The 25,730-nt window shown below is 66.0% G+C and carries 21 protein-coding genes; 5 read left to right on the top strand and 16 right to left on the bottom strand.

Annotated elements, in window-relative coordinates:
• Positions 1-147 precede the first annotated feature (147 nt).
• Positions 148-2,247 carry a 3-hydroxyacyl-CoA dehydrogenase NAD-binding domain-containing protein gene (locus EV687_RS05780; RefSeq protein ID WP_122226846.1) on the top strand — a complete coding sequence of 700 codons (2,100 nt, stop codon included), beginning with the start codon at positions 148-150 and terminating at the stop codon, positions 2,245-2,247.
• Between the two features lie 70 nt (positions 2,248-2,317).
• On the top strand, positions 2,318-3,493 hold the full coding sequence (locus EV687_RS05775; RefSeq protein ID WP_122227272.1) for an acetyl-CoA C-acyltransferase: 1,176 nt from the start codon (positions 2,318-2,320) through the stop codon (positions 3,491-3,493).
• A 149-nt stretch (positions 3,494-3,642) separates the two neighbouring features.
• On the opposite strand, the gene EV687_RS05770 is transcribed toward EV687_RS05775, so the two are convergent.
• The 4 genes from EV687_RS05770 to thiM all read right to left on the bottom strand — a co-directional run bounded on the left by EV687_RS05770 (position 3,643) and on the right by thiM (position 9,391).
• Complete coding sequence (locus EV687_RS05770) at positions 3,643-6,642, bottom strand: putative bifunctional diguanylate cyclase/phosphodiesterase (RefSeq protein ID WP_122226845.1); 3,000 nt, start codon at positions 6,640-6,642, stop codon at positions 3,643-3,645.
• 142 nt (positions 6,643-6,784) lie between these two features.
• Positions 6,785-7,621, bottom strand: coding sequence for a bifunctional hydroxymethylpyrimidine kinase/phosphomethylpyrimidine kinase (gene thiD / locus EV687_RS05765; RefSeq protein ID WP_122226844.1), 837 nt, complete (start codon positions 7,619-7,621; stop codon positions 6,785-6,787).
• 44 nt (positions 7,622-7,665) lie between these two features.
• Positions 7,666-8,364, bottom strand: coding sequence for a thiamine phosphate synthase (gene thiE / locus EV687_RS05760; protein WP_122226843.1), 699 nt, complete (start codon positions 8,362-8,364; stop codon positions 7,666-7,668).
• Between the two features lie 160 nt (positions 8,365-8,524).
• Complete coding sequence (gene thiM / locus EV687_RS05755; protein ID WP_122226842.1) at positions 8,525-9,391, bottom strand: hydroxyethylthiazole kinase; 867 nt, start codon at positions 9,389-9,391, stop codon at positions 8,525-8,527.
• 403 nt (positions 9,392-9,794) lie between these two features.
• Here thiM and EV687_RS05750 point away from each other — a divergent pair, with 403 nt between their 5' ends.
• Both EV687_RS05750 and EV687_RS05745 read left to right on the top strand, forming a co-directional pair.
• Entirely contained in the window at positions 9,795-10,796 is a 1,002-nt protein-coding gene (locus EV687_RS05750) for a Card1-like endonuclease domain-containing protein (protein ID WP_122226841.1), read from the top strand.
• An 11-nt stretch (positions 10,797-10,807) separates the two neighbouring features.
• Complete coding sequence (locus tag EV687_RS05745) at positions 10,808-11,311, top strand: low molecular weight protein-tyrosine-phosphatase (RefSeq protein WP_122226840.1); 504 nt, start codon at positions 10,808-10,810, stop codon at positions 11,309-11,311.
• 98 nt (positions 11,312-11,409) lie between these two features.
• Here the strand turns inward: EV687_RS05745 and EV687_RS05740 are convergent, their stop codons facing one another.
• From EV687_RS05740 to EV687_RS05715, 6 genes are read right to left on the bottom strand one after another with little or no spacing between them, the layout of a single operon-like run.
• Positions 11,410-12,576 carry an LLM class flavin-dependent oxidoreductase gene (locus EV687_RS05740; protein WP_162846561.1) on the bottom strand — a complete coding sequence of 389 codons (1,167 nt, stop codon included), beginning with the start codon at positions 12,574-12,576 and terminating at the stop codon, positions 11,410-11,412.
• A gap of 10 nt (positions 12,577-12,586) precedes the next feature.
• The gene (locus tag EV687_RS05735) at positions 12,587-13,927 is read right to left on the bottom strand and encodes an NtaA/DmoA family FMN-dependent monooxygenase (protein ID WP_122226838.1); all 1,341 of its coding nucleotides are present in this window, start codon (positions 13,925-13,927) and stop codon (positions 12,587-12,589) included.
• On the bottom strand, positions 13,924-16,044 hold the full coding sequence (locus EV687_RS05730) for an iron ABC transporter permease (protein ID WP_122226837.1): 2,121 nt from the start codon (positions 16,042-16,044) through the stop codon (positions 13,924-13,926). Before EV687_RS05730 ends, EV687_RS05735 begins: the two co-directional genes overlap by 4 nt.
• On the bottom strand, positions 16,041-17,003 hold the full coding sequence (locus EV687_RS05725; RefSeq protein WP_122226836.1) for an ABC transporter substrate-binding protein: 963 nt from the start codon (positions 17,001-17,003) through the stop codon (positions 16,041-16,043). The genes EV687_RS05730 and EV687_RS05725 overlap by 4 nt, the downstream gene beginning before the upstream one ends.
• A gap of 1 nt (position 17,004) precedes the next feature.
• On the bottom strand, positions 17,005-17,859 hold the full coding sequence (locus EV687_RS05720) for an ABC transporter ATP-binding protein (protein WP_122226835.1): 855 nt from the start codon (positions 17,857-17,859) through the stop codon (positions 17,005-17,007).
• The gene (locus EV687_RS05715; protein WP_122226834.1) at positions 17,859-20,060 is read right to left on the bottom strand and encodes a TonB-dependent siderophore receptor; all 2,202 of its coding nucleotides are present in this window, start codon (positions 20,058-20,060) and stop codon (positions 17,859-17,861) included. Before EV687_RS05715 ends, EV687_RS05720 begins: the two co-directional genes overlap by 1 nt.
• Positions 20,061-20,201: 141 nt before the next feature.
• On the opposite strand from EV687_RS05715, the gene EV687_RS05710 reads away from it, so the two are divergent.
• Positions 20,202-20,954, top strand: coding sequence for a Crp/Fnr family transcriptional regulator (locus EV687_RS05710; RefSeq protein ID WP_122226833.1), 753 nt, complete (start codon positions 20,202-20,204; stop codon positions 20,952-20,954).
• A gap of 112 nt (positions 20,955-21,066) precedes the next feature.
• Here the strand turns inward: EV687_RS05710 and ureG are convergent, their stop codons facing one another.
• From ureG to EV687_RS05680, 6 genes are read right to left on the bottom strand one after another with little or no spacing between them, the layout of a single operon-like run.
• A complete protein-coding gene (gene ureG, locus EV687_RS05705; protein WP_122226832.1) occupies positions 21,067-21,690 on the bottom strand; it encodes an urease accessory protein UreG in 624 nt (207 codons plus the stop codon).
• Between the two features lie 51 nt (positions 21,691-21,741).
• Complete coding sequence (locus EV687_RS05700) at positions 21,742-22,419, bottom strand: urease accessory protein UreF (protein WP_122226831.1); 678 nt, start codon at positions 22,417-22,419, stop codon at positions 21,742-21,744.
• A gap of 30 nt (positions 22,420-22,449) precedes the next feature.
• A complete protein-coding gene (locus tag EV687_RS05695; RefSeq protein WP_122226830.1) occupies positions 22,450-23,010 on the bottom strand; it encodes a HupE/UreJ family protein in 561 nt (186 codons plus the stop codon).
• A gap of 51 nt (positions 23,011-23,061) precedes the next feature.
• Positions 23,062-23,610, bottom strand: a complete 549-nt coding sequence (ureE, locus tag EV687_RS05690) for an urease accessory protein UreE (protein WP_242612478.1) — start codon at positions 23,608-23,610, stop codon at positions 23,062-23,064.
• 49 nt (positions 23,611-23,659) lie between these two features.
• Complete coding sequence (gene ureC, locus EV687_RS05685; protein ID WP_122226828.1) at positions 23,660-25,375, bottom strand: urease subunit alpha; 1,716 nt, start codon at positions 25,373-25,375, stop codon at positions 23,660-23,662.
• Positions 25,372-25,707 carry an urease subunit beta gene (locus EV687_RS05680; protein ID WP_122226827.1) on the bottom strand — a complete coding sequence of 112 codons (336 nt, stop codon included), beginning with the start codon at positions 25,705-25,707 and terminating at the stop codon, positions 25,372-25,374. The genes ureC and EV687_RS05680 overlap by 4 nt, the downstream gene beginning before the upstream one ends.
• Positions 25,708-25,730 lie beyond the last annotated feature (23 nt).

Below are 25,730 nucleotides of genomic sequence, written 5' to 3'. Positions count from 1 at the left end.
CTTGGATGTCCCTGCGGGCACGCAAGCGGCGTGCCCGCAGGGGTTTGTCCCTAGCGGGACTGCGGATCAAAGCCTTTACACATTAGAATTCTGTCGGAAAATAGCACGATCGTTCTATTTTGATCTTCAACCATTCAAGGAGACTTCATGACGGCTGAATACAAGGTGCATGATGAGGTGGCCATCATCACGCTGAACAATCCGCCGGTCAATGGCCTGGGGTATTCGACCCGCAAGGCCATTGCCGATGGCATCGACCAGGCCACCGCTGACGCGTCGGTCAAGGCCATCGTCATCACCGGCGCGGGCAAGGCATTCAGCGGCGGTGCCGACATCAACGAGTTCGGCAAGGACAGCGCCTTTCGCGAGCCCAACTTGCATGGTGTGATCTCCGTGATCGAGAACGCCGACAAGCCGGTGGTGGCCGCGATCCACAGCATTGTCATGGGCGGCGGTCTGGAACTGGCGCTGGCCTGCCACTACCGCGTGGTGGCTGCCGGCACCAAGGTGGCGCTGCCGGAGGTCAAGCTCGGCCTGCTGCCTGGTGCCGGTGGCACGCAGCGCCTGCCGCGTGTGATTGGCGTGGAGGCGGCCCTGAACATGATCGTCAGCGGTGAGACGGTACCCGCAGAAGTGCTGGCGAGTCTGCCCGGACAGAAGCTTTTTGACGAAGTGGTCGACGAGCCGGGCCGGGTGGTCGAGGCCGCCGTGGCCTTCGCCCGCTCGGTGGACGATGTGCGGCCGCTGCCCAAGGTGCGCGATCTGCCGGCCAGGCACCCGCAGGGCGAGGCCTTCTTCCAGTTTGCCCGCAACACGGTGGGGGCGATGGTCAAGCACTTGCCGGCCCCACTCAAATGCCTCGAAGCCGTCGAGGCGGCCACCAGGCTGCGCTTCGACGAAGGCCTGGCCAAGGAGCGCGAGCTGTTCCTGAACCTGATGTGGACGCCCGAGTCGCGGGCGCTGCGCCACCTCTTCTTTGCCGAGCGCGCCGCATCCAAGATCGACGACGTGCCGGCCGATACGCCGCAGCGCAAGATCGGGCGGGTCGGCGTGATCGGCGCTGGCACCATGGGTGGCGGCATTGCGATGAACTTCCTCAACGCCGGCATTCCGGTGACGATTCTGGAGACCAGGCAGGAGGCCCTGGATCGTGGCGTCGGCGTCATCCGCAAGAACTATGAAGACCGCATCAAGAAGGGCAAGCTGAAGCAGGACAAATACGAGAAGACCATCGCGCTGCTGTCCACCACGCTGGACTATGCCGATCTGAAGGACGTCGATCTGGTGATCGAAGCCGTGTTCGAGGAGATCGGCGTCAAGGAGCAGGTGTTCAAGAAGCTCGATGAAGTCATCAAGCCCGGCGCCATCCTGGCTTCCAACACGTCCACGCTGGATCTCAACAAGATCGCCTCATTCACCCAACGTCCGCAGGACGTGGTGGGCCTGCACTTCTTCAGCCCCGCCAATGTGATGAAGCTGCTGGAAGTGGTGCGCGGTGAGAAAACCGCCAATGACGTGCTGGCCACGGTGATGGCCCTGGCCAAGAAGATCAAGAAGGTGGCGGTGGTGGCCGGCGTGACCGACGGCTTCATCGGCAACCGCATGATCGAGCAGTACAGCCGCCAGGCCGGCTTCCTGATCGATGAAGGCGCCACGCCGCAACAGGTGGACAAGGCCATTGAGAAATTCGGCTTTGCGATGGGGCCGTTCCGCATGGGCGACCTGGCGGGCAACGACATCGGCTGGGCGATCCGCAAGCGCCGCGCCGTCGAGAAGCCCGGGCTGCGCTACAGCAGGACCGCCGACCTGCTCTGCGAGAAAGGGCGCTTTGGCCAGAAGACCGGCGCCGGCTGGTACGACTATGCGCCGGGCAAGCGCGATCCGATCGTCAATCAGGAAGTGCTGGAGATGATCGAGCAGTACCGCAAGGACGAGGGCATCACGCCGCGCAAGATCAGCGACGACGAGATCGTCCAGCGTCTGGTGTTCTCGCTGGTCAACGAGGCCGCGCACATCCTGGAGGAAGGCTTTGCGCAGCGCGCCAGCGATGTGGACATCGTCTACCTCTATGGCTATGGCTTTCCGTTCTGGCGCGGTGGCCCGATGAACTATGCCAACGAGTTCGGCCTGTTCAACGTGGTCGAGGCCATGAAGCGCTTCGCCCGCAACCCGCACGACGACGTCGATTTCTGGCAACCCGCGCCGCTGCTGGCCCGTCTGGTGGCCGAAGGCAAGCAGTTCAAGTAATTCAACCCCATTCAAGCACTGGGCGCAGGGCATGGCAGACCATGCCCGCAAGCCGGAAAAAGGATATTCCATGACATCTGCAGTGATTGTTTCCACCGCGCGCACCCCGCTGGCCAAGAGCTTCAAGGGTTCATTCAACCTCACCCATGGCGCCACGCTGGGCGCGCATGCCGTGCGGCACGCCGTCGAACGTGCCGGCATCGAGGCCGCCGACATCGAGGACGTGCTGATGGGCTGTGCCACGCCCGAAGGGGCCACCGGCGCCAACATCGCGCGCCAGATCGCGCTGCTGGCGGGCCTGCCCATCACCGTCTCGGGCGCCACGGTCAACCGCTTCTGTTCTTCGGGCCTGCAGACCATTGCGATGGCCGCGCAGCGCATCATCGCCGGCGAGGGCGATGTGTACGTGGCCGGCGGCGTCGAGAGCATCTCCTGCGTGGCGCCGGTGATGAACCAGCACATGCTCACCGACCCGGAACTGCTGAAGATCAAGCCGGAAATCTACTGGTCCATGCTGCAGACGGCCGAGCAGGTGGCCAAGCGCTACCACATCAGCCGCGAGCAAATGGACGAGTACGGTGCAGGCAGCCAGCAAAAGGCCGCTGCTGCGCTGGAAGCCGGCCTCTTCAATGAAGAGATCGCGCCGATTTCGGTGATCGCCGGCGTGGCCGACACCACCACTGGCATGCGCACCAAGAAGGTCACCGTCTCGCAGGACGAGGGCATCCGCCCCGGCACCACTGTCGATGCCATCCGCAACATCAAGCCGGCACTGCCTGGCGGCACGGTGGCGGCCGGCAATGCCAGTCAGTTCTCCGACGGCGCTGGTGCCTGCGTGCTGGTGGCCGAGGACTATGCGCAGCGCCACAACCTGCAGCCGCTCGGCCGCTTCCTCGGCTTTGCGGTGGCCGGCTGCGAGCCTGACGAGATGGGCATCGGCCCGGTGTTCGCGGTGCCGAAGGTGCTCAAGAAGCTCGGGCTGAGCGTGGATGACATCGACCTCTGGGAACTCAACGAGGCCTTTGCCGTGCAGGTGATCTACTGCCGCGACCGCCTGGGCATTCCGCCCGAGAAGCTCAACGTCAATGGCGGAGCCATTGCGGTGGGCCATCCCTATGGCGTCTCGGGTCAGCGCCTGACCGGTCACGCGCTGATCGAGGGCAAGCGCCGCGGCGCCAAGCGGGTGCTGGTGACCATGTGCATTGGCGGCGGCATGGGCGCCGCGGGCGTGTTCGAGGTACTGTGACGGTGTGATGACTGGCAGGCAGGGACTGCTGCCCGTCATACCGCTGATTCATTCATATCGCCGATACAAAAAGAGGCCTCCGCATGGAGGTCTCTTTTTGCGTGTGAAGGTGACAGCGCCGGGCACCCGGTGAGCGACCCGGGCCTTCGTCACATGGCGCGGTGCTTGTTGCGGAGCATTTGCTCGAACTCGCCGAGCGGCTGCGGCTTGCCGATGAAGTAGCCCTGCCAGATGTGGCAGCCGCATTGGCGCAGGTAGTCCACCTGCAGGGCGGTCTCGACGCCCTCGGCCACCACTTCCAGGCCGAGCGAGAGGCCCAGGCCGACGATGGTGCGCACGATGCTGGCGTCATTGGGGTTGCTGCTGAGGTCGCGCACGAAGCTGCGGTCGATCTTGAGCTGGCACAGCGGCAGGCGTTGCAGGTAGCTCAGCGACGAATAGCCGGTGCCGAAGTCGTCCAGCGAGAAGCCGACACCATATTCCTTGAGCTGCGACATGCGCATGATGGCCTGGTCGACGTTTTCGAGCAGGACACTCTCGGTCAGCTCCAGCTTCAGGCGCTGCGCCGGCGCGCCGGTGCTGGCCAGCGCCGTGAGGACCTGCTGCACGAAATTGTCCTGCTTGAACTGGCGCGGGCTGACGTTGACCGAAAGGCTCAGCGTGGCGGTGTCTTCGTGCTGTGCCCATATGGCCAGTTGCTTGCAGGCCTGGTGCAGCACCCAGTTGCCCAGCGGCAGGATCAGGTTGCTCTGCTCGGCGGTGGAGATGAACTGATCGGGCGAGACGAAGCCATCGTCGCCATGGCGCCAGCGCAGCAGCACTTCGGCGCCGGTGATGCGGCCATCGCAGACCTGCGGCTGGAAGAACAGCATGAACTGGTCCAGCGCCATGCCGGCGCGGATGTCCTCTTCCAGCGCGGCGCGGGCGCTGGCGTTCGCCTGCATGGCCGGATCGAAGAAGCGCAGCTTGCCGGGGCCGGTCTGCTTGGCCTGGTGCAGGGCCATGTCGGCGCGGCGCATCAGCTCCTCGGAGCCGACCTGCAGGCTATGGAACACGGTGATACCGATGCAGGCATCGATATGCAGCGTGTGCCCGTCGATGACCTGCGGCTCCTGCAGGCTGGCGATGATGCGGTGCCCCAGATCCTTGCACAGGCGCACCGCCTCGTCTTCGGTGGACGCCAGGGCGCTGAGCAGGATGATGAATTCGTCGGCCCCCGTGCGGGCAGTGGTCTGGTCGCGCGGAATCAGTGCGTGCAGGCGGTTGGCGACCTCGCGCAGGATGGCGTCGCCGCTGCTGTGGCCGTGCGCCTCGTTGAGGGTCTTGAACTTGTCCAGGTCGAGCAGCAGCAGGGCGCCATGCCACTGGTGCTGGCTGCTGGTCAGCAAGGCCTGCTGCAGGCGGTCGAGCAGCAGGCGGCGGTTGGGCAGGCCGGTGAGGCCATCGTAGAAGGCCAGCATGCGGATTTCTTCCTCGGCCTGCTTGTGGGGCGTGAGGTCGACCAGCGTCAGCACGACCTGATCGTCGAGCATGATGCCGGCCAATTCGACGGTGCGCACCAGCGTGCCGGGTTCGCTCTGCAGGCTGATCTCCATCGGCGCGATCAGGCCGTTGCTGGTCAGCGCGCTTGCCGAGAGCTCGTGCCAGCGCCGGTGCATGTTGTCCCGGTAGCGCGGGTTGCAGATGGCCTTTTCCCACCACTCGTCGAACGAGCCCAGGCCCTGCGGCCCGAGCTTCGAAAAGGCCACGAACTGTGGGTTCATGAAGCTGATGCGCCATTGGTTGTCGAGAATGCACAGGCCCACCGGCAACTGCTGGAAGACGAGCTGGTTTTTCTCGATGCGGCGCTTGAGCTCGGCCTCGAGCTTCTTGGCGGGGCTGAGGTCGACGGCGATCAGCAGCTCGCCGGGCTCGTAAGCCTGGCTGTCGCCAGCATTCGACGGCCAGTTCTCGATGCGCAGCAGATCGACCCAGACGTAATGCCCCAGGCTGTGCAGCAGGCGCACGTTCTGCGTGCGCAAAAGGTTGAACTGCGTCCCATCCGGGCTGCCCGGTGGCGTGTGCAGCACCGCCGGCAGGTCGTCGGTGTGGATGACGTCCTTGAGCGTCAGCGCCCGCAGCGCCTCCTGGCTGTAACCCAGCAATTGCGAGAAGCGCTGTGTGCTGTGCATGAAACGCCCGGCGCCGGGTTCGGTCTCGGCCATGGGCAGCAAGGGCTGGTTGATGAAGGCCCGGTAGCGCAGCCAGCCCTGGTAGGCGTGCATGCGGTAGTGCTGCATCTTGCCGAGCTGGAGCCATTCATATCTGCGTTCGTGAATGAGCAGCCCCAGCAGCAACAGCAGGCCCAGGGCGGCGAGCAACTGCGGACCTATCGGGGCGAGGCTTTCACGCAGCTCGGCGCCGGCATCGCCGGGCCATGCCATGGCTTGGGGACGGAAGTCGAGCACCACTGCCTGGCCCAGCAGCGGCAGTACCATCTGCAGGTGGCCGCCGGCGTGGCTGAGCGCCGGTGGCGTGGCGGCATGGATGGCCTCGGCGGCAGGACGGGCGGTGACCTGCAGACCGGGAATCGGGGCCATGCGCTGGAGCTCGCGAACCCAGTCGTCGAAATCGAGATTCATCGCAATCAGCGGCCCTTGGGTCGCTGGCGGGCGATGGTTCCGGGACGAAGGCTTGGGCTGCGGCGTGCTGGCGGGCAATGCCACCAGCGTCAGGCCGCTGTCGTGGTTGAAGACGGCCTCGACCACGGCTGTTTTGCGTGGTTGCGCCAGCCGTGCCAGGATTTCGCCCCCTTGCGTGCTGGAGGCATCCGGCGAGAGCATGCGCACGATGTGGGCTCCCGCGAACTCGGGGGTCTGGATGGCATCGAACCATTGCTCGATCAGCGACTGGTTGTCCGCCTGCGCATCCGGCTGCAGGCTGGCCTGCAAGTTCAGCAGAAAGCGCGCATAGGATTGCGCGCTGCTTTGCATCGCAGTGGTGAATTGCCAGGCCTGGCTCTCGAGTTGGCGCTGCGAGGCCTGTGCCGCAGCCCGCTGGCGCTGCACCTGCAGGTTCCAGAGGCCGCTCAATATCACCAGTAGCAGCACGCCCGCCACCAGCCAATAGCCGCGGCGCACATGAAGGGCTGGGAGGGAGGAGTGAGGCATGCGGGCGAGGCGTTCGGAATGGCCGCTGCGCAGGGAGCTGTCAGGCGGCGCGGGCTTGCCCGGTTGATTATCGTATGAAAAGCAGGGCGCCAATGGCCGTCCAGGCCCGTCGGCAATCGTCTAAGACAGCCCAATAGTGGGGTCAGCGGTGCTGCTGGTCGCGCATCCGCCACAGCGTGGCGAAATGGCTGATCGGGCCGTTGCCATGGCCGACGTGCAGCGCATCAGCGTGACGGATGCTGTCGGTCAGCCAGTTCTTGGCCTCGCGCACGGTGTCCTCCCAGCCGGCGCGTTGCGGGCGCAGCGTGGCCAGCGCGGCGGAATAGGAGCAACCGGTGCCGTGCGTGTTGCGGGTGTGGATGCGCTCGCCGGGAAATTCGGTGACGGTACCAGCCGGGGTGACCAGCGCATCGGGCGCATGCGCGCCCTGCAGGTGGCCGCCCTTGGCCAGCACATGCACCTGGTACTGTGCGGCCACCTGCCGAGCCTGCTGCAGGACCGCCGCCCAGTTGTCCGCTTCCGCGGCATTGGCCAGCACCGCCAGCTCGGGCATGTTGGGCGTGATCAGGTCGGCGGTGTGCAGCAGCGCGCGCAAGGCCGATTCGGCTGCGGCATCGAGCAGGCGGTCGCCGCTGGTGGCAACCATCACCGGATCCAGCACCACCACGGGCGGGCGGTGTGCGGCCAGCCAGTCGGAAACCACTTCGATGATGCCGGTGTTGCCCAGCATGCCGATCTTGACGGCATCGATCTGCACGTCATCGCTGACGGCATCGAGCTGTTCACGCAGGAATGGCAACGGCGGAATATGGATGGCGCGCACCCCCTGGGTGTTCTGCGCCACCAGCGCGGTGACCACGGCCATGCTGTAGCCCCCATTGGCGCCAATGCTCTTGAGGTCGGCATGGATGCCGGCGCCGCCGGTGGGGTCGGTGCCGGCGATGCTCAGCACGCGGGGGATGGCTGCAGGCTGTGTCATGGGAGGGGCCTCATCAAGTAACGGAACGGGGATTGCGGTTCGGCTCAATGGGCGGGCGTATCCAAGGACGTGCCAGGGGCGTCCGGGATGCCTGCACGCCAGGCCTCGGCCAGCGTCCGGGCTGCTGCCTTGGCATCTGCGGCGGCGCAGATGGCACTGACCACGGCTGCGCCATCGAAGCCCGCAGCGCGCAGACCGGCCAGATCGGCCGCCGTGACGCCGCCAATGGCCACGGCCGGCAGGCGGGTGTGCCGGCGCAGCCGCGCCAGCGCAGCCAGGCCGATGGGCGCTGGCGCATTTTTTTTGCTGGTGGTCGCATGCAGCGGGCCAATGCCGACGTAGTCGATCACGCCGGAGTGCCCGGCCGCCTCCAGCGTGGCTGGCGTGCCGGCGCTCTGGCCGATGATGGCGGCCGGCCCCACCAGCTGGCGCACCAGCTGCGCCGGCAGCTCGGACTGACCAATGTGCACGCCATCGACCTTGGCCCCGGCGGCGCGGGCAGCCAGGTACACGTCCACCCGGTCATTGACCAGCAGCGTCACATGGGGCGGCACCACGGCGGCAGCGGCTTGCACGGCAGCGAGGAAATCGCGCGCCGAGGCGTCCTTTTCGCGGACCTGCACGATGGTTGCGCCACCGGCTATGGCCTGCTGGACGGTTTGTGCGAGGCTGCGGCCAGCCTTTTCGCACTGGCCGGAATCGGTGACCAGATAGATGGAAAGATCGAATGTGCGCTTGTTCATGGACTGGGCCCGGAATGCCACCGGCAAGCGGCAAGCGGCCGGCGCGATGGCAGATGGATGGATGGAGGAACTGGCGAACCGCGAACCAGAATGGGCAGGCCGGCCGGTGTGGAACAAGCCAACAAGCGATGCCGCGCTGGTTGCCGTCCCCGCACGGTCATCAGGTGGCGGCCACCTCGATGCGAGCCTGCGTCAGCACCTCATGCGCGGACAGGGAGGCCAGTTCGTCGATGAAGCGCACGGCAAAGCTGCCCGGCCCTCGGGCTTGGGCTGCGGCGCGCTCGGCTGCGATGGTATAGATGGCCACGGCCGCCACCGTGGTGGCCAGCCGTTCGGCGGGCGTGGCCGCCAGTGCGGCGCAGGCTGCCATCACCCCCCCGAGCGCGCAGCCGCCACCGGTGACCTGGGTCAGCAGTGGCGTGCCATTGGCCACGCGCACCTGGGTGTGGCCATCGGTGATGAAGTCCACCGGACCGGAGACGGCCACCACCCCGCCGGTGCGCAGCGCCAGCGCAATCGCCGTCTGTTCGGCCTGGGCTACGCTGTCGGTCGCATCGACACCGCGGCCGCCACCTCCGCCGCCTGCCACGGCGATGATTTCGGAGGCATTGCCACGCACCACGGCGGGCTCGAAAGCCAGCAGTTGCCGTGCCAGTGCGGTGCGCACGGGCAGCACGCCCACGGCCACCGGGTCGAGCACCCAGGGCGTGCCTGTCTCATGGGCTGCTGCCGCGGCTTCGAGCGCGGCCTCGACCTGAGATGGCGTGGGGGTGCCCAGATTGATCAGCAGGCCCGAGGCCAGCCGAGCGAACACCCCGGCCTCTGCGGGAATGTCGACCATGGCGGGCGCCGTTCCCAGCGCCAGCAAGGCGTTGGCGGTGAAATTGGTGACGACGCTGTTGGTGATGGCCTGCACCAGCGGCGTCTGGCGGCGCAATTGCGCCAGCGTCCGGGCGGTGAAGGCGGGAAAGTCCGGTGGATTCGATGAATCCACGCCAGTTGGAATGGAGGATATGGTGTCGCTCATTGTGACAATCCCTACGCCAGTGCGAATTAGATCAGGTTCAACGGGTGTGTTCTCAGCGCAGGCCATGACCGTGCCGCCATTGCAGGCAGCGCAGAGGCCGGTGCACCCCGTGCCACGCGGCGCCATCCTATCATGTGGGAGGTTGAGTGGTCATGCTGTGGCCGCTTCGTGCCCGCTTGCCGAGCCGTGTCTTGACTGCCGGCAGGAGTTCGCACGAAATGATTGCACCTGTGGTGAAGAGGATCGATGGTGAGACACTACAATCGGATACAAGTTCTCGGGGGGGATGATGGGCAGTGCGGCGCATGCCGCTTGTTGCGCCCGCGTTTCTTGCTGCCATTGATCGTGATTGAATGAAGCGGAGGGGCTGGCCAGGTCGCCGCGCTTCCATGACGGATAGGCCATGTCCATTTATCGTTGCAATAGTTGCGGCTTCATTGCCGAGGTTCTCCCCGTTGAAGGACAGCAGGCCTTCTGCGGCCGTTGCGCCAAGCCTGTGACGGTGTATGGCACCGTGTTTTTTGTTGAGAAGCTGCTGCAGCGCTATGCGTTGGCGCTGCGGGAGATCAAGGCCCTGAAAGTGGCGCAGGAGGAGGAAGGCGAAGTCGAGGTGTCGGCGGCAGCTGCTTCCGCGAAAGGGGATGCACCGGTTGCGTTGGACAATGCCTTTCTACCTACGCAAGAGCAGCATGCGCCGTTGCAGTCGTGGTTTCATGCCCGGAACATCCTGGCGAAATTCGCCTACGACAACGTCAACATGGATGGCTATTTCGACGAGGCAGCCCGTCAGATTGGCGAGCACTATGAGCTCCTTGCCGATGTTCTCGGGCGCATTGGTTGGAGTTATCGCAAGAGCCATTCCGGCCTGAACATCGAACTGGCGCGATTGGCGCAAAAGGATGCTGCCACCATCACCCGCTTGTGCCGCAATTGGTATGGCGGGGCCCTGTTTGCCAAGTATTTCTATCAGAAGAATGAAAAGATCCTTCGGCTGGGCCTGCAGCCGGCGCAGCCGGCACGCCAGTTTTTCATGGGCGCCTGGCTGGAATGGTTTGCCATCGATGCTCTGCTGGACGTGTTTGGCCAGAACCGCCAGCAGTCTTTCTCGTGTGCCAGGGGCGTGAAAGTGGTCTTTCCCAACGAAGACCTGCAGGAACTGGATGCGGTGGCCCTGGTGGGAGAGCGTCTGGTGAGCATCGAATGCAAGACAGGGGAGTTTCGCCACGAAATCGACAAGCTCAGCCGGCTGCAAAAACGCATTGGCCAGCCGGCTGAGCAATTCATCATTTGCGCTGCGCAACTCGATGCTGCGCAGGCGCAGGGCCTGAGCAGCATGTATGGCATGACGTTCACAAATGTGCAGACGTTGGTGCCTTACCTGCAGCGTCTGGCGCAAAGGCAGTGAAGTCGCCAGGCATGATCCAGTCTCGGCAGCCTGCCTCACGCATCCTGTTTGTGTGTACTGGCAACATCTGCCGCTCTCCAACCGCCCATGCGCTGCTGCAGCAGAAGGCGCAGGCCATGGGTTTGTGGCTGCTGGTGGACAGTGCCGGCATTTCCGATGAGGAGGCCGGGCGTCCGATGGATGCACGCAGCGCACGGGAGCTGGTGCGGCGTGGCCATGCGCCGCTGGCGCATCGGGCACGCCAGATCAAGACGGCGGATTTTCTGGCCTTCGACCATTTGATCGGCATGACCCGGGTGCATTGCGCCAGCATGGCGCGACTGCGGGAGCAGGCCGGGCGCCGGTTTCCGGGCCGGTCGCTTGGCGAGGTGGGACTGATGCTGGATTGGCTGCCGGGCCAGCCGCGGGGCCAGGATGTGCCAGACCCGTGGTACGGGGGGCCGGCCGATTTCGTGCGGGCGTTCGAGCTGATTGACGAGGCGGTGGATGCGCTTCTGGCGCAACTGCAGGCATGAATCGGCGCGGGTGTTCAGCTGCTGGCATATTGCGCGCGCAGTGCATCTCCCGGCGGTGGCCAAACAGCCATCTTGGTTTTCCCGCGCGTGTTGATGCGCTACGGCGTCGACGACGCCATCGATGGTAGCGCCGCGTACCTGCGGGTTGGCAGGCCGAAGTGGCTGCGCAGGGTGGCGTTGGCGTAATGCGTACGGAAGATGCCGCGTTGCTGGAGCAGCGGAATGACCTCGTGGGCGAACTGTTCCAGGCCGCCGGGCAGCCATGGGCAAATCAGATTGAAGCCATCGACCGCTTCTGCTTCCAGCCATGTTTGCATGCGTGCGGCGAGCCCTGTGGGCGTGCCCACATACGTCAGGGGAGAATCTGCAGACGGCGCGTCGCTTGGGCGCCGTGCTGCTGCGGCATAGGGTGCCAGTGCGTTGGCGCGTTCCGCTGCCGCTGCGTCGCTGGAGGCCAGCACGAATCGCAACGCGCCCATGACCCGAATCGAATCCGGTGTGCGTCCTGCCGCTGCGCAGCGCGCGCGCATTTTCCGGCGAAAAACGGCGGCCTGTGCGGGATCGTTTGGGCGCACGAACACCAGATCGGCGTGGCTGGCCGCGAGGGTTTCGTCCTGCGCGGTCCGCACCGCATGGCTGAGCAGCGGCTGGCCTTGCGGCGGGCGTGGCACATCCAGCGGGCCCTGCACCGAAAACCACCGGCCTTGGTGTTCGATGGCATGGTTCTGGGAGCCGTCCACCGCAGCTTGTCCAGTGCCGTCGCATTGCAAGGCGTGATCACCCCAGCTGTCCCACAACTGGCGGGTGACTTGCACGAATTCGAGTGTGCGGGCGGGATCGCAGCAGGTTTGCGGATCCACTGTCTTGCCATATTGCGCGAGGGTCTCCGCTGGCAGTGCCGCTCGGATGTCCCAGCCGGCGCGGCCCTGGCTGATGTGGTCCAGCGAAGCCAGGCGACGGGCGATGTTGTAGGGCTGCGCGGTCGGGGTGGCTGCGGTGGCAATCAAGCCGATGCGGTTGGTGTGCGCGGCCAGGACCGCGCAGGTGGTGAAGGGTTCGAGACCGAACAGCGCCGAACCTGTGCGTGTGGCGGCCAGGTGGTTGCGGTCGGTGCAAAGAATGGCATCCAGGCATGCGTGCTCGGCAGTTTGCGCGAGTTCGCGCCACGCCGCCGGGCCGTTGGTGTAGCTGGAAATAGCGGTGGGGGCCTGCCAGGCCCCCATGCCGGCATCGCCCCACACCAGGTTCAAGTGCAGCTGTTTCATCGGTGTGCTTTCAGGCTTTGGCGAACGGAGTGATGGGAAGGACGGCGGCGTTGGCATGGTCGCGCCGAGGGAGGGGACGTGGCAGGTCGAAGTGGCCGCGCAGCGTGCTGGCATCGTAGGCTTTGCGGTGGATGCCACGGCGCTGCAGCGCGGGCACGACCTGCTCCACGAACAGCTGGTTGGACTCGATGGACGGCCACATCATGGTGAAGCCGTCGCAGGCGCGGGCCTCGAACCATTCATGGATCAGGTCGGTGACTTCCTCGGGGGTGCCGACGAAGCCGTGGTGAGCCTCCTGTGCCTGCAGTTGGCGGGGGGTGAGGCGGTAGCGCCGCACGATGTCCAGCATCAGGTCGGAGCGGCCTCGCATGCCATTGGTGGTGCCGGCCTCGGGCAGCAGTGCCAGGGGGATGGGCTCGTCGGGTGGCAGCACGCTCAGGTCCACCCCCACGAATTCGCGCAGGCGGGCCTCGCCCCGGCCGCGTCGCAGGGCACGGGCGGCGGCCATGTCCTCGGCTTGCGCACGCGTGGGCGCAATGATCGGCATCAGGCCTGGCAAGATGCGAATTCCTTCAGGGTCACGGCCGAAGCGGGCGGCACGCTGCTTGACGTCGGCGTAGAAATCCCGGGCGATGGGCAGCAGTGGCTGCGCCGTGAAAATCACCTCGGCCCAGCGCGCTCCGAAATCCCGCCCGGCATGTGACGAGCCTGCCTGCATGCGTACCGGGTGGCCCTGGGGCGGGCGGGGCAGATTCAGCGGGCCTGGCACATCGAACCAATGCCCGTGGTAATCGATCGGGTGGATCTTGTCCGGATCGAGCCACCCGCCACCCGCACCCGTTGCCGCGCGGTCCTGCGCGGTGCACAGCGCATCGTCGTCCCAGCTGTCCCACAGCCGGGTGACGACCTCGATGACCTCGTGGGCGCGTTCATAACGCAGATCATGCTCGAGATGCTGGTGCTCGCTGTAGTTGGCGGCCACCGAGCCGACTGCGGTGGTCACCATGTTCCAGCCGGCACGGCCTGCGCTCAGGTGGTCGAGGGAGGCGAACAGGCGGGCCAGATCGTAGGGCTGGTTGTAGGTGGTCGAGACCGAGCCAATCACGCCGATATGGCGGGTGACGGAAGCCAGCGCGCTGAGCAGCGTCAGCGGCTCCAGCGAGAAGCCCGCGCGGTAGGTGTAGAAGTCGGCCATGAACAGCGCATTCATGCAGCCGCGTTCTGCCAGGCGTGCGCGTTCGGTCAGCTGGCTGAGGTCGAACAGCAGCGGAGGCTGGTCGCAGGGCTCGCGCCAGGCTTGCTCCAGCCAGTCAATGCAGGAGTTGAAATGGAGTCTGCGGGGTGGTTTCATACCGTGGTTTTCTGGCTTTTGTAGATGAGGAAGATCAGGTAGGGCGTTCCCACCAGCGCGACGATGGCACCGGCGGGCAGCTCGGCAGGCTGCGCCATCAAGCGCGCCAGCCAGTCCGCAAGCACCAGCAGCAAGGCCCCCAGAAGTGCGGCGGTGGGAACCAGTGCGCGGGTGGCCTGGCCCACCAGCAGCCGCGCCATGTGCGGAGCCAGCAATCCGACGTAGCCGATGGGCCCGGTTTGCGCCACGCACAAAGCCGCGAGGATGGCGCTCAGCGCCACGGCGGCAGAGCGCGTCGGCACCACGGCCAGCCCGACGCCCTGGGCGCCATGGTCGCCCAGCGCCAGGGTGTCGAGCGCGGGGCCGAGCAGCCACGCCGCCAGGCCGATTGCGAGCAGCGCCGGTGCCAGCAGCCATACGGATTGCCAGTCGCGCGCATACAGGCCGCCAACCAGCCATACCAGGGGAGAGTCGGTGAACCGGTTGTGCAGAACCAGTGTCTGCACCCAGGCGGAGGCCATGGCCGAGACCGCCACACCAATGAGGATCAGGGTCGTGGGTGCAAACCGGCGCCGTGCCGCCAGTACGAAGACGATGGCGGTGACCAGCCATGCCCCGGCGAGGCTGGCGCCCATGATCAGGCCGGCCGACCGCACCGTGGGCCACAGCACCAGCATTGTCAGCACCCCCGCCGAGGCACCGGCATTGATTCCCAGCAGCGAGGTATCGGCCAGAGGGTTGCGCACGGCGGCCTGCATCAGCAGGCCTGCGATGGCGAGGCTGGCGCCGGCGGTGGCTGCCAGCAACAAGCGCGGCATGCGCAGTTGCCAGACGATGTGCTGCTGCAGCCAGTCGCCGGTGCCGGCGAATGCCCGCCACAGCGCGTCAAAGTCCAGGCGCTGGCCGTTGCCATCGAGCCGCAGCGACGCCAGCATGGCCAGCAGCAAGGCCAGGCCCAGGACCGACAAGAGCGCCGGCAAAGGGATCTGCACGGCCCGGCGCATGCCAAATGGTGTGGCCCCGGCGGCAGCCATGCCGCGGCCTGCGCGGCTATTCAGTATCAACCACAGCAGGCATGGCGCACCGAGGATGGCCGTGACGGCACCGACTGGTGGCGCTGCGGTGACGTTGCCAAAAAGATAGGTCAGGCTGTCGGCGCCCAGCAGCAGCGCGGCGCCGATCATGGCGCTGGCGGGCAACAGCGCGATATGGCGGCGCACCCCGAGCAGGCGGGCCAGGTGCGGCGCGATCAGGCCAATGAAGCCGATCGGGCCGGTGATGGCGACGGCGGATCCCGTCAGCACCAGCACCATGATCAGCGATGTCACCGTCACCGCCACGACATGCTGCCCGAGTGCCTGCGCCATGTCCCGCCCCATGCGGGCAATGTCGTACTGCCGTGCCAGCGCCATGGTGACGGCCATGGCCGCAACCATCGGCAGCGCCGTTTGCTGGATGGCCTGCCAGTTGTTCTGTCGCAGCATGCCGGCGCCCCAGCTGAGCACATAGCGGGTTTCGTTTTCATACAGGATCTGCAGCATCGCCGCGAACGAGCCCAGGCTCATCGAGACGATCAGGCCCGCCAGCACAACCCGCAAGGGCGTGGCGCGGTGCGCCCCCGCAAGGGCGTAGACCATGGCCACCGCCAGCAGGCCGCCTGCCATGGTGATGGGCACCGGCCAATGGTGCAGTGCGGCGGGTGCCAGCAAGGTCGCGATCACGACCGTGAGGTGGCTGCCCGCGCTGATGCCGAGGATGCTGGGCGACAGCATGGGGTTGCGCAGCATGGTCTGCAGCAGCGCGCCGCAGATGGCCAGCGCGCTGGCGCTCAGCAGGCCCGCGGCGACTCTGGGCAGACGGAACTGCAGCAGCACTTCGCGCACTACCGGCTCGGAGCTGCCCTGCCACAGCGCCGAGAGCAGGCGTGGCAGGGCAATGGGCGCTTCGCCCTGCATGAGGTTGAGCAGCGCCACCAGCACCAGCGCGATCGCGCAGGCGCCCACGACCAGCCATTCATGCCGTGTTGCAGCGTTCGACGCAGCCGTGTCGTGGCTCGCGGCGGCGCCACGGCCGTTTCCATTGCCATTGCCGCCGGCAAGGTGGGGTGCCATGTTCATCGTGGCTCCCGCAGCAATACCGCCAGCACGTCTTCAATGAACGCCTGCGCCGTCATCGGTCCTGCATACATCTGCCGGTAGGGCAGGGCATGCACATGGCTCTGCTCGACGAAGTCGAGCCTGCGCCACACGGAGGACTGCATCAGCTTGTCCACCCCCGCGGCATTGAATGGCATGTACAGCAGATGCACATGCTGCAGCGGCACCAGGGCTTCGACCGTGGTGACGTTGAAGGCCTTCTGGCGGTGGCGCGCATCGTCATAGCCATACTGCAGGCCCATGCGGCGCAGCAGCTCGGCTGGCGTGGAGTTGCTGTTGAACAGCATGACATCGGCGCCGGTAATGCCGGCATTGATGTTGGCCAGCACCACGGTCTGCCCGCCCCAGCCTGCCTGGGCCAGTGCCTGGCGTGCGTCCTGCAGCTGCGCTTCCAGACGCGCCATGAATGCCAGCGCCTGTGGCAGGCGGCCCACCGCCAGCGCATCCGCCTTGAACATGTCCACCATGTTGTCGAACTGGGAGCCGCCTTCGGCGGGGTAGACCTCGAAGGCCAGCACCGGTGCGATCGTGCGCAGCACGGCGTGATACTTCTGCACGGTGCGGGCGTTGCCGACGATCAGATCGGGCTGCAGGGTCAGCATGCGCTCCAGGTTCGGGTTGGCGGCCAGGCCGAGATCCACTACCTCGGCCCCCAGCGTGGGCGAGATGGCGGCGTAGGCCCGGGCGTAGGCGGCCTTGCCGCTGACGGCAATGGGCTGCAGGCCGACGGCCAGCAGGTTCTCGATGTGCCGGTTTTCCAGCGCGGCCACGCGCTGCGCCGGGGCGGCCAGGCAGGTTCGCCCGAATGCGTCGTCCTGGCAGATGGGCGATTGCGCAACGGCCAGGCGCAGCGTCAGCGTGCCAAGCCAGCACAGCGTCGCGGCCTGGATGCGCCGGCGGGTGTGGGGGGTGTTGAGCATGTCAGGCCTGTGGGCTGGCGGTGGTGCCGGGCTGCGGCGTGCTGGCGCAGGGGATGAACCACGGTTTGCCGGTGCCGGGATCGGTGAACAGCTGGGCTTCGATGCCGAAGATCTGCCGCAGCATGGGCGCGGTCACCACGTGTTCGGGCGCTCCTTGCGCGACGATGGCGCCGTCCTTGAGGGCGATCATGTGGTCGGCGACGCGTGCGGCCAGATTGATGTCGTGCAGGACCAGCACCAGGGTTCTCTGCCACTGGCGATTGAGTTGCTGCAGCAGTGCCAGCAGCTCCATCTGGTAGTTGATGTCGAGGTAGGTCGTGGGTTCGTCCAGCAGCATGACCGGGCTGTCCTGCGCCACCGTCATGGCCACCCAGACGCGCTGGCGCTGGCCGCCCGAGAGCTCTTCCACGGGCGTGTCGCGCCAGTCTTGCAGGCCGGTGACGGCAATGGCCTGCGCGATGGCAGCCTGGTCTGCCGGGCTGGGTTTGCGCAGCAGGCGGCGGTGCGGAAAGCGGCCATGGGCGACCAGTTCCGCGACGGTGGCGCCTTCGGGCACGACAGCCCCCTGCGGCAGCAGCGAGAGCTGGCGCGCCAGGGCCTTGCGCGAGAAGGCATCCAGTCTTTGGCCTTCGAGCAGAATCTGCCCGCTGACCGATGGCAACAGGCGCGCCAGCGCTTTGAGCAACGTGGATTTGCCCGAGCCATTCGGCCCGATCAGCACCGTGATCTGCCCGGCTGGAATCCGGGCATGCAGCCGCTCCAGCACGAGGCGATGGTGGTAGGCGACGTGCAGGTCCTGGACTTCGAGTGCGGCGGCGGCGGTCCCGCGCTCGGGCAGGGGCGAGTGGGCCGGCATCAGAACTCCATGTTCACGCTCGCGCTGACGCGGCGGCCCTGGACATAATCGCAGTAATTGGCGCTCCAGCAGCCGCCAACGGCCTGCTTGTCGGCAAGGTTGCTGATGTTGAGGCGCACATTCCAGCCCCGCATGGAGGATGAGGCGGCGCCCAGGTCGTAGGAGAACATGGCATCCCACAGGGCATAGGCCGGAATGCGGTTGGTGTTGGCGTCCTCTGCCCACATGGCGCCCACCCGGCGCACACCGGCAGAGGCAGAAAGCCCGGCCAGTGCGCCACTGTTCCAGCGGTGGCTCAACCAGAGCGATGCCATCTGGCTGGGGGTGTTGCTGGGTGTTTTGCCCTGCAGACCGGCGTTGTCCCGGCTGTAGCGCGCCTTCATCCAGGCATACCCGGCCGTGGCGGACCAGTTCCTGTTCAGGTCGACCTTGCCTTCGAGCTCCAGGCCCTTGACGCTGACCTCCCCGGACTGGACCGAATAGCTGCCGCAGTCGGCCAGTTGGGGTGCCGCATCGCAGGTGTGATCCAGGTCCGAGGTGCTGACGTTGCTGCGTTTGAGGTCATACACCGACGCCGTCAGGAAGCCGCGCCACTGCGTGGGGGCGTACTTCACGCCCACTTCCCATTGTGTGCCCACCGTGGGTTTGAATGCCGTGCCGAAGTAGTCCGTGCCAGAGGCCGGCTCGAACGAGCGCGAGTAGCTCACGTACGGGGCCACGCCGCCATCCATCAGGTAGGTCAGGCCAACGCGTCCCGAGGTGGCGATGTCTTTCTGGGTGGTGCTGGCCCCGGTGACCAGGTTGTCGGTGCTTGAGCGCGACCAGTCGCGCCGCAGGCCTGCCATGATACGCCACGGGCCTATGCTGGCCTGGTCCTGCACATAAATGCCGGTTTGTGTCAGCGTACTGCTGCTGTTGGTGCGCAATGCCAGCGTGCCCAGCGTCAGCTTGCCGTAGGTCGGGGCGAACAGATTGAAGACAGGACTGGTGGCGGCGGTGGAGGTCTGGTTGTCCGAACTGAAGCGGCGCCAATCGAGGCCCGCCACCACTTCATGGCGGACGAGACCAGTGCCAAAGCGGTAGCGCAGATGGTTGTCGGCGCTGGCCGCGCGCGACGTCGCCGCTTGCTGATAGAACGTTCTGGAAACCGTTTGACTGGCGCCCGTGAAAGCGCCGGGGGAGAGGAAATCGACGTCCGCATCGACCCAGGCGTAGCGGAAGTTGCCTTGGTACTGCAGTTGATCGTTCAGGTCGTGGGTGAGCTCCGTGCCGGCGAATGCCTGGCGGCGCGTGAAGTCATTGACCGAGGGATCCCCGGCCTGGAAGTCGCGCGAGAGGTAGCCCCATGGCGATGGCTTGAGGGTGCCGACCAATGGCAGGTAGGATGCGGAGCTGCCACCCTCGTCCCGCTGCAGGCCGACGTAGCTATACACCTTCGTGACGCCATTGGGTGCCCACAGCACGGAGGGCACCACCGAATAGCGCTTGGGAGTCACGGATGCGGCATCCATCTCGGAGCGCCGCGCCACGCCGGTCACCCGGAACAGCAGTGTGTCCTGCCCCGCCAGTTGCCCGCCCCAGTCAAGGTTCAGCTCCCGCTGTCCCTTGTTGCCCAGTCCCAGGCCAATGCGGTGCGGCGCCTCTGCCTGCGGGCGCTTGAGCTGCATGTCCACCAGGCCGCCGGTACCGGTCTGTCCGTAAAGCGCCGAGGCGGGGCCCTTGATGACTTCAACGCGCGAGAGGTGCGTGGGATCGACCTGAGCCACCGCCAGTGTGCCGGTGCCGCTCATCTGCATGTTGTTCAGGTAGATGTTGTTGATGCTGTAGAAGCCACGGATGCGCAGCCGGTCGAAGTAGCTGCTGCTGGTTTGCACTTCGGTCACCACGCCGGGCGTGTAGCGCAAGGTCTCCGACAGGCGGGCATTGCCGCGTTCGGCGATTTCCTGCGCGGTGATGACATTGATGGTTTGCGGAATCTCCAGCAGCGATGCATCGGTCTTGGAGCCGGCGGTGCTTTTCCTGGCCACATAGCCCGGCACATCGTCGGTGGCACCGGGCTCCTGTGCCGTCACCACGATTTCGGGCAACTCGATGGCCGCATGGCCGGAGGCCGCAGCGGGAAGGGACGTTTGCGCCTGTACGGCAGGCCAAATGCTGGCTGTGGTGAAGGCGATGAGGGTGTGGCGGAACAACGGTGGCATGGTGTGGTGAGAAGAAAAACAGTCCAGCAAAACAAACGGAAGGCCATGAGCGTCGGCATGCGCTGCCGCCAGCGGCAGCCTTGCCAGGGAAAACCGGGCTCTACCTCGCACCGGTGCCTGGCTTTCTGATGCGACGCTAGAATGTCATTCTTTAAAAATAAGACTCAATATCAAATGACATTTGTCACTGCTTCCAATTCCCATTTGCGAGCATTGGCGCTTCTACGTACGCATCCATGGCTGGCCGGTGCTTCGGCACAAGAGCTGGACGCTTTGGCTGCACACTGTCAAGTCATTGATTTTCATCAAGGACAGGCGATTTTTTCCAATGGTCAGCAGGTCGACGATATCCTGCTGATCGGCTCCGGAGTGGTCAACCGCGTCCGTCTGACCGACGATGGGGAGGAAAAAGTTTTCAGCCAAGCCCATCAGGGCAATATGGTTTCGCTGTTGGCCTTGTTCACCCCCAATGGCCGTCACCTGATGGAAGTGCGGGCCGCCACCGACGGAATGGGCGTGTTGGTGGAAGGCGAGGCGATGCGCAGCTTGTGCGCCGGCAATAGCCAGGTGTGCTACCGGATGCTGGAGCACGCCTCACGCCTGGTGGCCCACCAAGCCAATCAGATCGACTGGCTGACGTCCAGTTCTGCCGAAGAGCGCGTGGCTGACTACATTCTTCAGCACGCGCAGTGGCAGACGCCACAGCGCTTGCGCCTGCCGCTCTCGCGCACGCAAATTGCCGTCAAGCTGGGCATTCGTGCGGAAACCTTCAGCCGCATTCTGGCCAAATGGCGTAGCAAGGGATACATCACCCACTGCAAGGGTAATCTGCGCATTCTCGACAAAGAGGCCCTGAGCAACCTGGCGCCGCATCCGAGAAACGACGGGCCATGAGGAGCGCCGGCACAGGCCTGATGATGCGGGTTTGTTCGGCTCGGGATGCAGGCAGTGTCCGTGTGTTCACCGGGACCTTGGGGCGCTTGTGGCCCCGCTCGGTTTCAGGCTTTCAGGCGGCAACGCGCAGCATGCCCTTTTCCACGATGAAATCGATCAATGTCTGCAGGCCGTGGCCGGTCTTGAGGTTGGTGAAGGCCCAGGGGCGCTCGGGGCGCATGCGGTGGGTGTCTTTTTCCATCACTTCGAGGCTGGCGCCGACGTAGGGAGCGAGGTCGATCTTGTTGATGACCAGAAAATCCGACTTGGTGATGCCGGGGCCGCCTTTGCGGGGGATTTTCTCGCCCTCGGCAACGTCGATGACGTAGACCGTCAGATCGGCCAGTTCGGGACTGAAGGTGGCGCTGAGATTGTCGCCGCCGCTCTCGACGAACACCACATCGAGGTTGCCGAACTTCCGCGCCAGGTCTTCGACGGCGGCCAGGTTCATCGAGGCATCCTCGCGGATGGCCGTGTGCGGGCAGCCACCGGTCTCGACGCCGACGATGCGCTCGGGCGCCAGCGCGCCGGCCTCGGTGAGGATGCGCTGGTCTTCCTTGGTGTAGATGTCGTTGGTGACCACGGCGATTTCGTAGTCGTCGCGCATGGCCTTGCACAGCGCCTCGAGCAGTGCGGTCTTGCCGGAGCCGACCGGGCCGCCGACGCCGACGCGCAGGGGTTGTTGGTAGTTTTGCATGGTGTGCTTTCTTTCAGCGTTCTTGGAAGCCGTTGATAGGGAGGGCGGCGTTCAGGAGCGGAACAGCCGCGTGTACTGGGTTTCGTGCCGTGCCGAGGCGATGGCCACCAGCGGCAGGCCGCCACCGAGTTCGTCGTCACCCAGCGCGAGCGCGGCTTCCAGCGCCTCGGCAAGGGTGGCGCTGAGCTCGGCCAGCAGGGTCTGGGCGGCCTGCTGGCCGAAGGGCACGAGCTTGACGCCGGCCATCACGGCGCCTTCTAGCCAGCCAAAGCCATAGGCCAGCGCCAGTTCGCGCGGCGGCATCTGCCAGTGCCAGCCCAGCCAGGCCATGCCGCTGGCCTGCGTGAGCGCGGCGGCGCTACGCCAGGCCGGCGCCTGGCACAGCTGCCAGCCGTCCAGCATGCGGGCCAAGGCGGCGCCACGCTGGCGTTCCTCGGTGCGCAGCTCCTGCGTCTCGCGATTGGCCAGCAGGAATTCGCCCCAGCGCGCAAAGTCCTCGGCGGCACCGGTTGCGCAGGCCTGGTACAGGCGCTGCAGCACCGGCCAGTCCAGGTGCGCGAGGGTTTCGTGGATCTGCTCGTACTGCCACTGCCGGAAGCTGGCTTCATCATCGACCCAGCCGGCTTCGACGGCCCACTCCAAGCCCTGCGAATAGGTGAAGCCACCCACCGGCAGCGTGGCGCTGGCCAGTTGCAGCATGCGCAATTGGTGCAGGGACGGGACTGTCATCGTATCGGGACGAAAGGGACCGAAGGGCGTTCATCCGGCCAGCGCGGCCGCGGCGAAGGCGAGCAGGCCGCCGCCGGCGAACTGGCGCACGCGCTGGTGGCGGCGCAGCAGCAGGCCGGCGCCATAGCCGGCCGCCAGCAGCGCGGCACTGGCGGCGACGAAACCGAGGGTGAATGGCCAGAAGCCGGCAGGCGCGGCCTCGACGCCATGGGCCCAGCCGTGCGCCAGCGCCAGCAGCGGCATCAAGGCGGCGAGCACGCTTTGGCGGCGCGGCAGCAGCAGGGCAATGCCGGCGACCACGAGCGAGCCGGCAATGAGGGTTTCCATGCCGATGAAGGCGCCCAGTTGGCGGCCGGCGATGGCACCGACCAGCATGGCGGCGAGGGTGGCCAGCGGCAGCGCGAGGCGCCGGCCGCTGAGGGCCGCGAGGATGCCGGTGCCCAGCAGCATCAGCAGGTGGTCCAGCCCGGTGGCGGGGTGCAGCAGGCCGTCCTGCAGGGCGTGGTGGTGGTCATGGCCGCTGTGGGCCAATACGGGGGCGGCAAGCAGGGCCAGCGTGGCGGGGACGAGCAGTTGGGCAAGGCGTTTCATGGGAAAAGACTCCGGGTGGCGTGGATTCAATGGGTGTCGGGTGTTGCGATGTCAATGATGATGGCACTCGCCGTGCCCATGGCCGTGCTCATGGCCGTGACCGTGGTCGTGGGTGTCCGAATGCCCGTGCCCATGGCCAGGTCCATGGCTGTGGGGCGAAGACTGGTAGGCACCGGCTTCGGGTTCGAATGGTGCTTCTTCGGCCACGACTTCCAGCCCCATCTGGCGCACCATGTCGTCGAGCACATGGTCGTGCTGGTAGCGCACAAAGCCCTCGCCGATTTGCAGCGGGACGTGGCGGTTGCCCAGGTGGTAGGCGCAGCGAGTCAGCAGCAGCGCATCGGCACAGCGCACGGTGGAGACAGCTTCCGGTGCGGCAACGATGCGCAGAATCTGGCGGCTGTCATCGGTGGCGATGAAATCACCATCGCGCAGAATTTCACCCCGATTGAGGGTAAAGCCCGCTTCGCCGCCGCCATCGAGCGCAATGCGCGCACGGCTTTTGATGCGCATCTCCAGCGGCAGCGATGCCGTGGCCGTGGCTTTCAAGGCGTGGGCAGCAGCCTTGGCAATGCGCAGGCGTTTGGTGAAAACAGGCAAGGAATCACTTAAGGAATCACTTTGGCTCATAAATGGCTCGATCGGATTGTCAGAACAGGAAGTAGCGCTGCGCCATCGGCAGTTCGGTGGCGGGCTCGCAGGTCAGCAACTCGCCGTTGGCGCGTACTTCGTAGGTTTGCGAGTCGACCTGGATGTCGGGCAGGGCGCCGTTGTGCACCATGTCGGCCTTCTTGACGCTGCGGCAGCCATGGGCGACGCCGATCAGGCTGCGCAGGCCGAGCTGCTGGGGCACGCCCAGGTCGGCAGCGGCCTGCGAGAGAAAGCTCATGCGCGTGGCGTGGCGCGCGCCGCCGAGTGCGCCGAACATCGGCCGGTAGTGCACCGGCTGCGGCGTGGGGATCGACGCATTGGGGTCGCCCATGGGGGCCGTGGCAATCATGCCGCCCTTGACGACCAGCGCCGGCTTGACGCCGAAGAAAGCCGGCTGCCAGAGGACCAGGTCGGCCAGCTTGCCGACCTCGATGGAGCCGACCTCGTGCGCCACGCCGTGCGTGATGGCCGGGTTGATGGTGTATTTGGCGATGTAGCGCTTGACGCGGAAGTTGTCGGCGCCGCCGTCGCCGCTGGCGGTGTCCTCGGGCAGCGCACCGCGCTGCAGCTTCATCTTGTGCGCGACCTGCCAGGTGCGCAGCACCACCTCGCCGACGCGGCCCATGGCCTGCGAGTCCGACGAGGTCATGCTGAAGGCGCCGATGTCGTGCAGGATGTCTTCGGCGGCAATCGTCTCGCGGCGGATGCGGCTTTCGGCAAACGCCACGTCCTCGGCGATCGCCGGGTCGAGATGGTGGCAGACCATCAGCATGTCCAGGTGCTCGTCCACCGTGTTGACGGTGTAGGGCAGCGTCGGGTTGGTCGATGACGGCAGGATGTTGGGCTGCGCGCAGGCGGCGATGATGTCCGGCGCGTGACCGCCACCGGCGCCCTCGGTGTGGAAGGTGTGGATGCTGCGTCCGCCGATGGCCGACAGCGTGTCCTCCAGAAAGCCGCCTTCGTTGAGCGTGTCGGTGTGGATGGCGACCTGCACGTCCATGGCGTCGGCGACGCGCAGGCAGTTGTCGATGGCCGCCGGGGTCGAGCCCCAGTCCTCGTGCAGCTTGAGGCCGATTACGCCGGCTTCGATCTGCTCGCGCAGCGGCCCGGGCTGCGAGACGTTGCCCTTGCCCAGCAGGCCGATGTTGACCGGCAGTGCGTCTGCCGCCTGCAGCATGCGGGCGATGTTCCACGGTCCCGGCGTGCAGGTGGTGGCGCTGGTGCCGGCAGCCGGGCCGGTGCCGCCGCCGATCATGGTGGTGACGCCTGAGGTCAGTGCTTCCTCGGCCTGCTGCGGGCAGATGAAGTGGATGTGCGAGTCGATGCCGCCGGCGGTGACGATCTTGCCTTCGGCGGCGATGACTTCGGTGGCCGCGCCGATGGGAATCGTCACACCCGGCTGGATGTCCGGATTGCCGGCCTTACCGATGGCGGCGATGCGGCCGTTCTTGACGCCGATGTCGGCCTTCACGATGCCCCAGTGGTCGATGATGAGGGCGTTGGTCAGCACCAGGTCGACGGTTTCGGCCGCCAGCATCTGGCCCTGGCCCATGCCGTCGCGGATCACCTTGCCGCCGCCGAACTTCACTTCCTCGCCATAGACGGTGAAGTCCTTCTCCACCTCGATCCACAGCGCGGTATCGGCCAGGCGCAGGCGGTCGCCGGTGGTGGGGCCGAACATGTCGGCATAGGCCTGTCTGGAAATGCGGCTCATGCCTGGTCCTCCTTGTTGCTTGCCGTGTCCAATGCACCCATCACTTCGCCGCGAAAACCATAGACCTTGCGATCACCGGCCAGTGCCACCAGCGTGACCTGGCGGGCCTGGCCCGGCTCGAAGCGCACGGCGGTGCCGGCGGCAATGTCGAGCCGGAAACCGCGGGCGAGCTCGCGTTCGAACTTCAGAGCCGGGTTGACCTCGTAGAAATGGTAGTGCGAGCCGACCTGCACGGGTCGGTCGCCGTGGTTGGCCACGGTGAGAGTGAGGGTCTCGCGCCCTTCATTGAGGACGATGTCGCCCGGCTGAACCTGGATTTCGCCTGGAATCATGGCAGTGGCTCCTGGGAGTGGAT

The organism is Corticibacter populi (assembly GCF_004217315.1).
Lineage (GTDB): Bacteria > Pseudomonadota > Gammaproteobacteria > Burkholderiales > Burkholderiaceae_C > Lampropedia > Lampropedia populi.
Note: the sequence above shows the minus strand (reverse complement) of the source record. Positions and strands in the feature narration are given on the sequence as shown.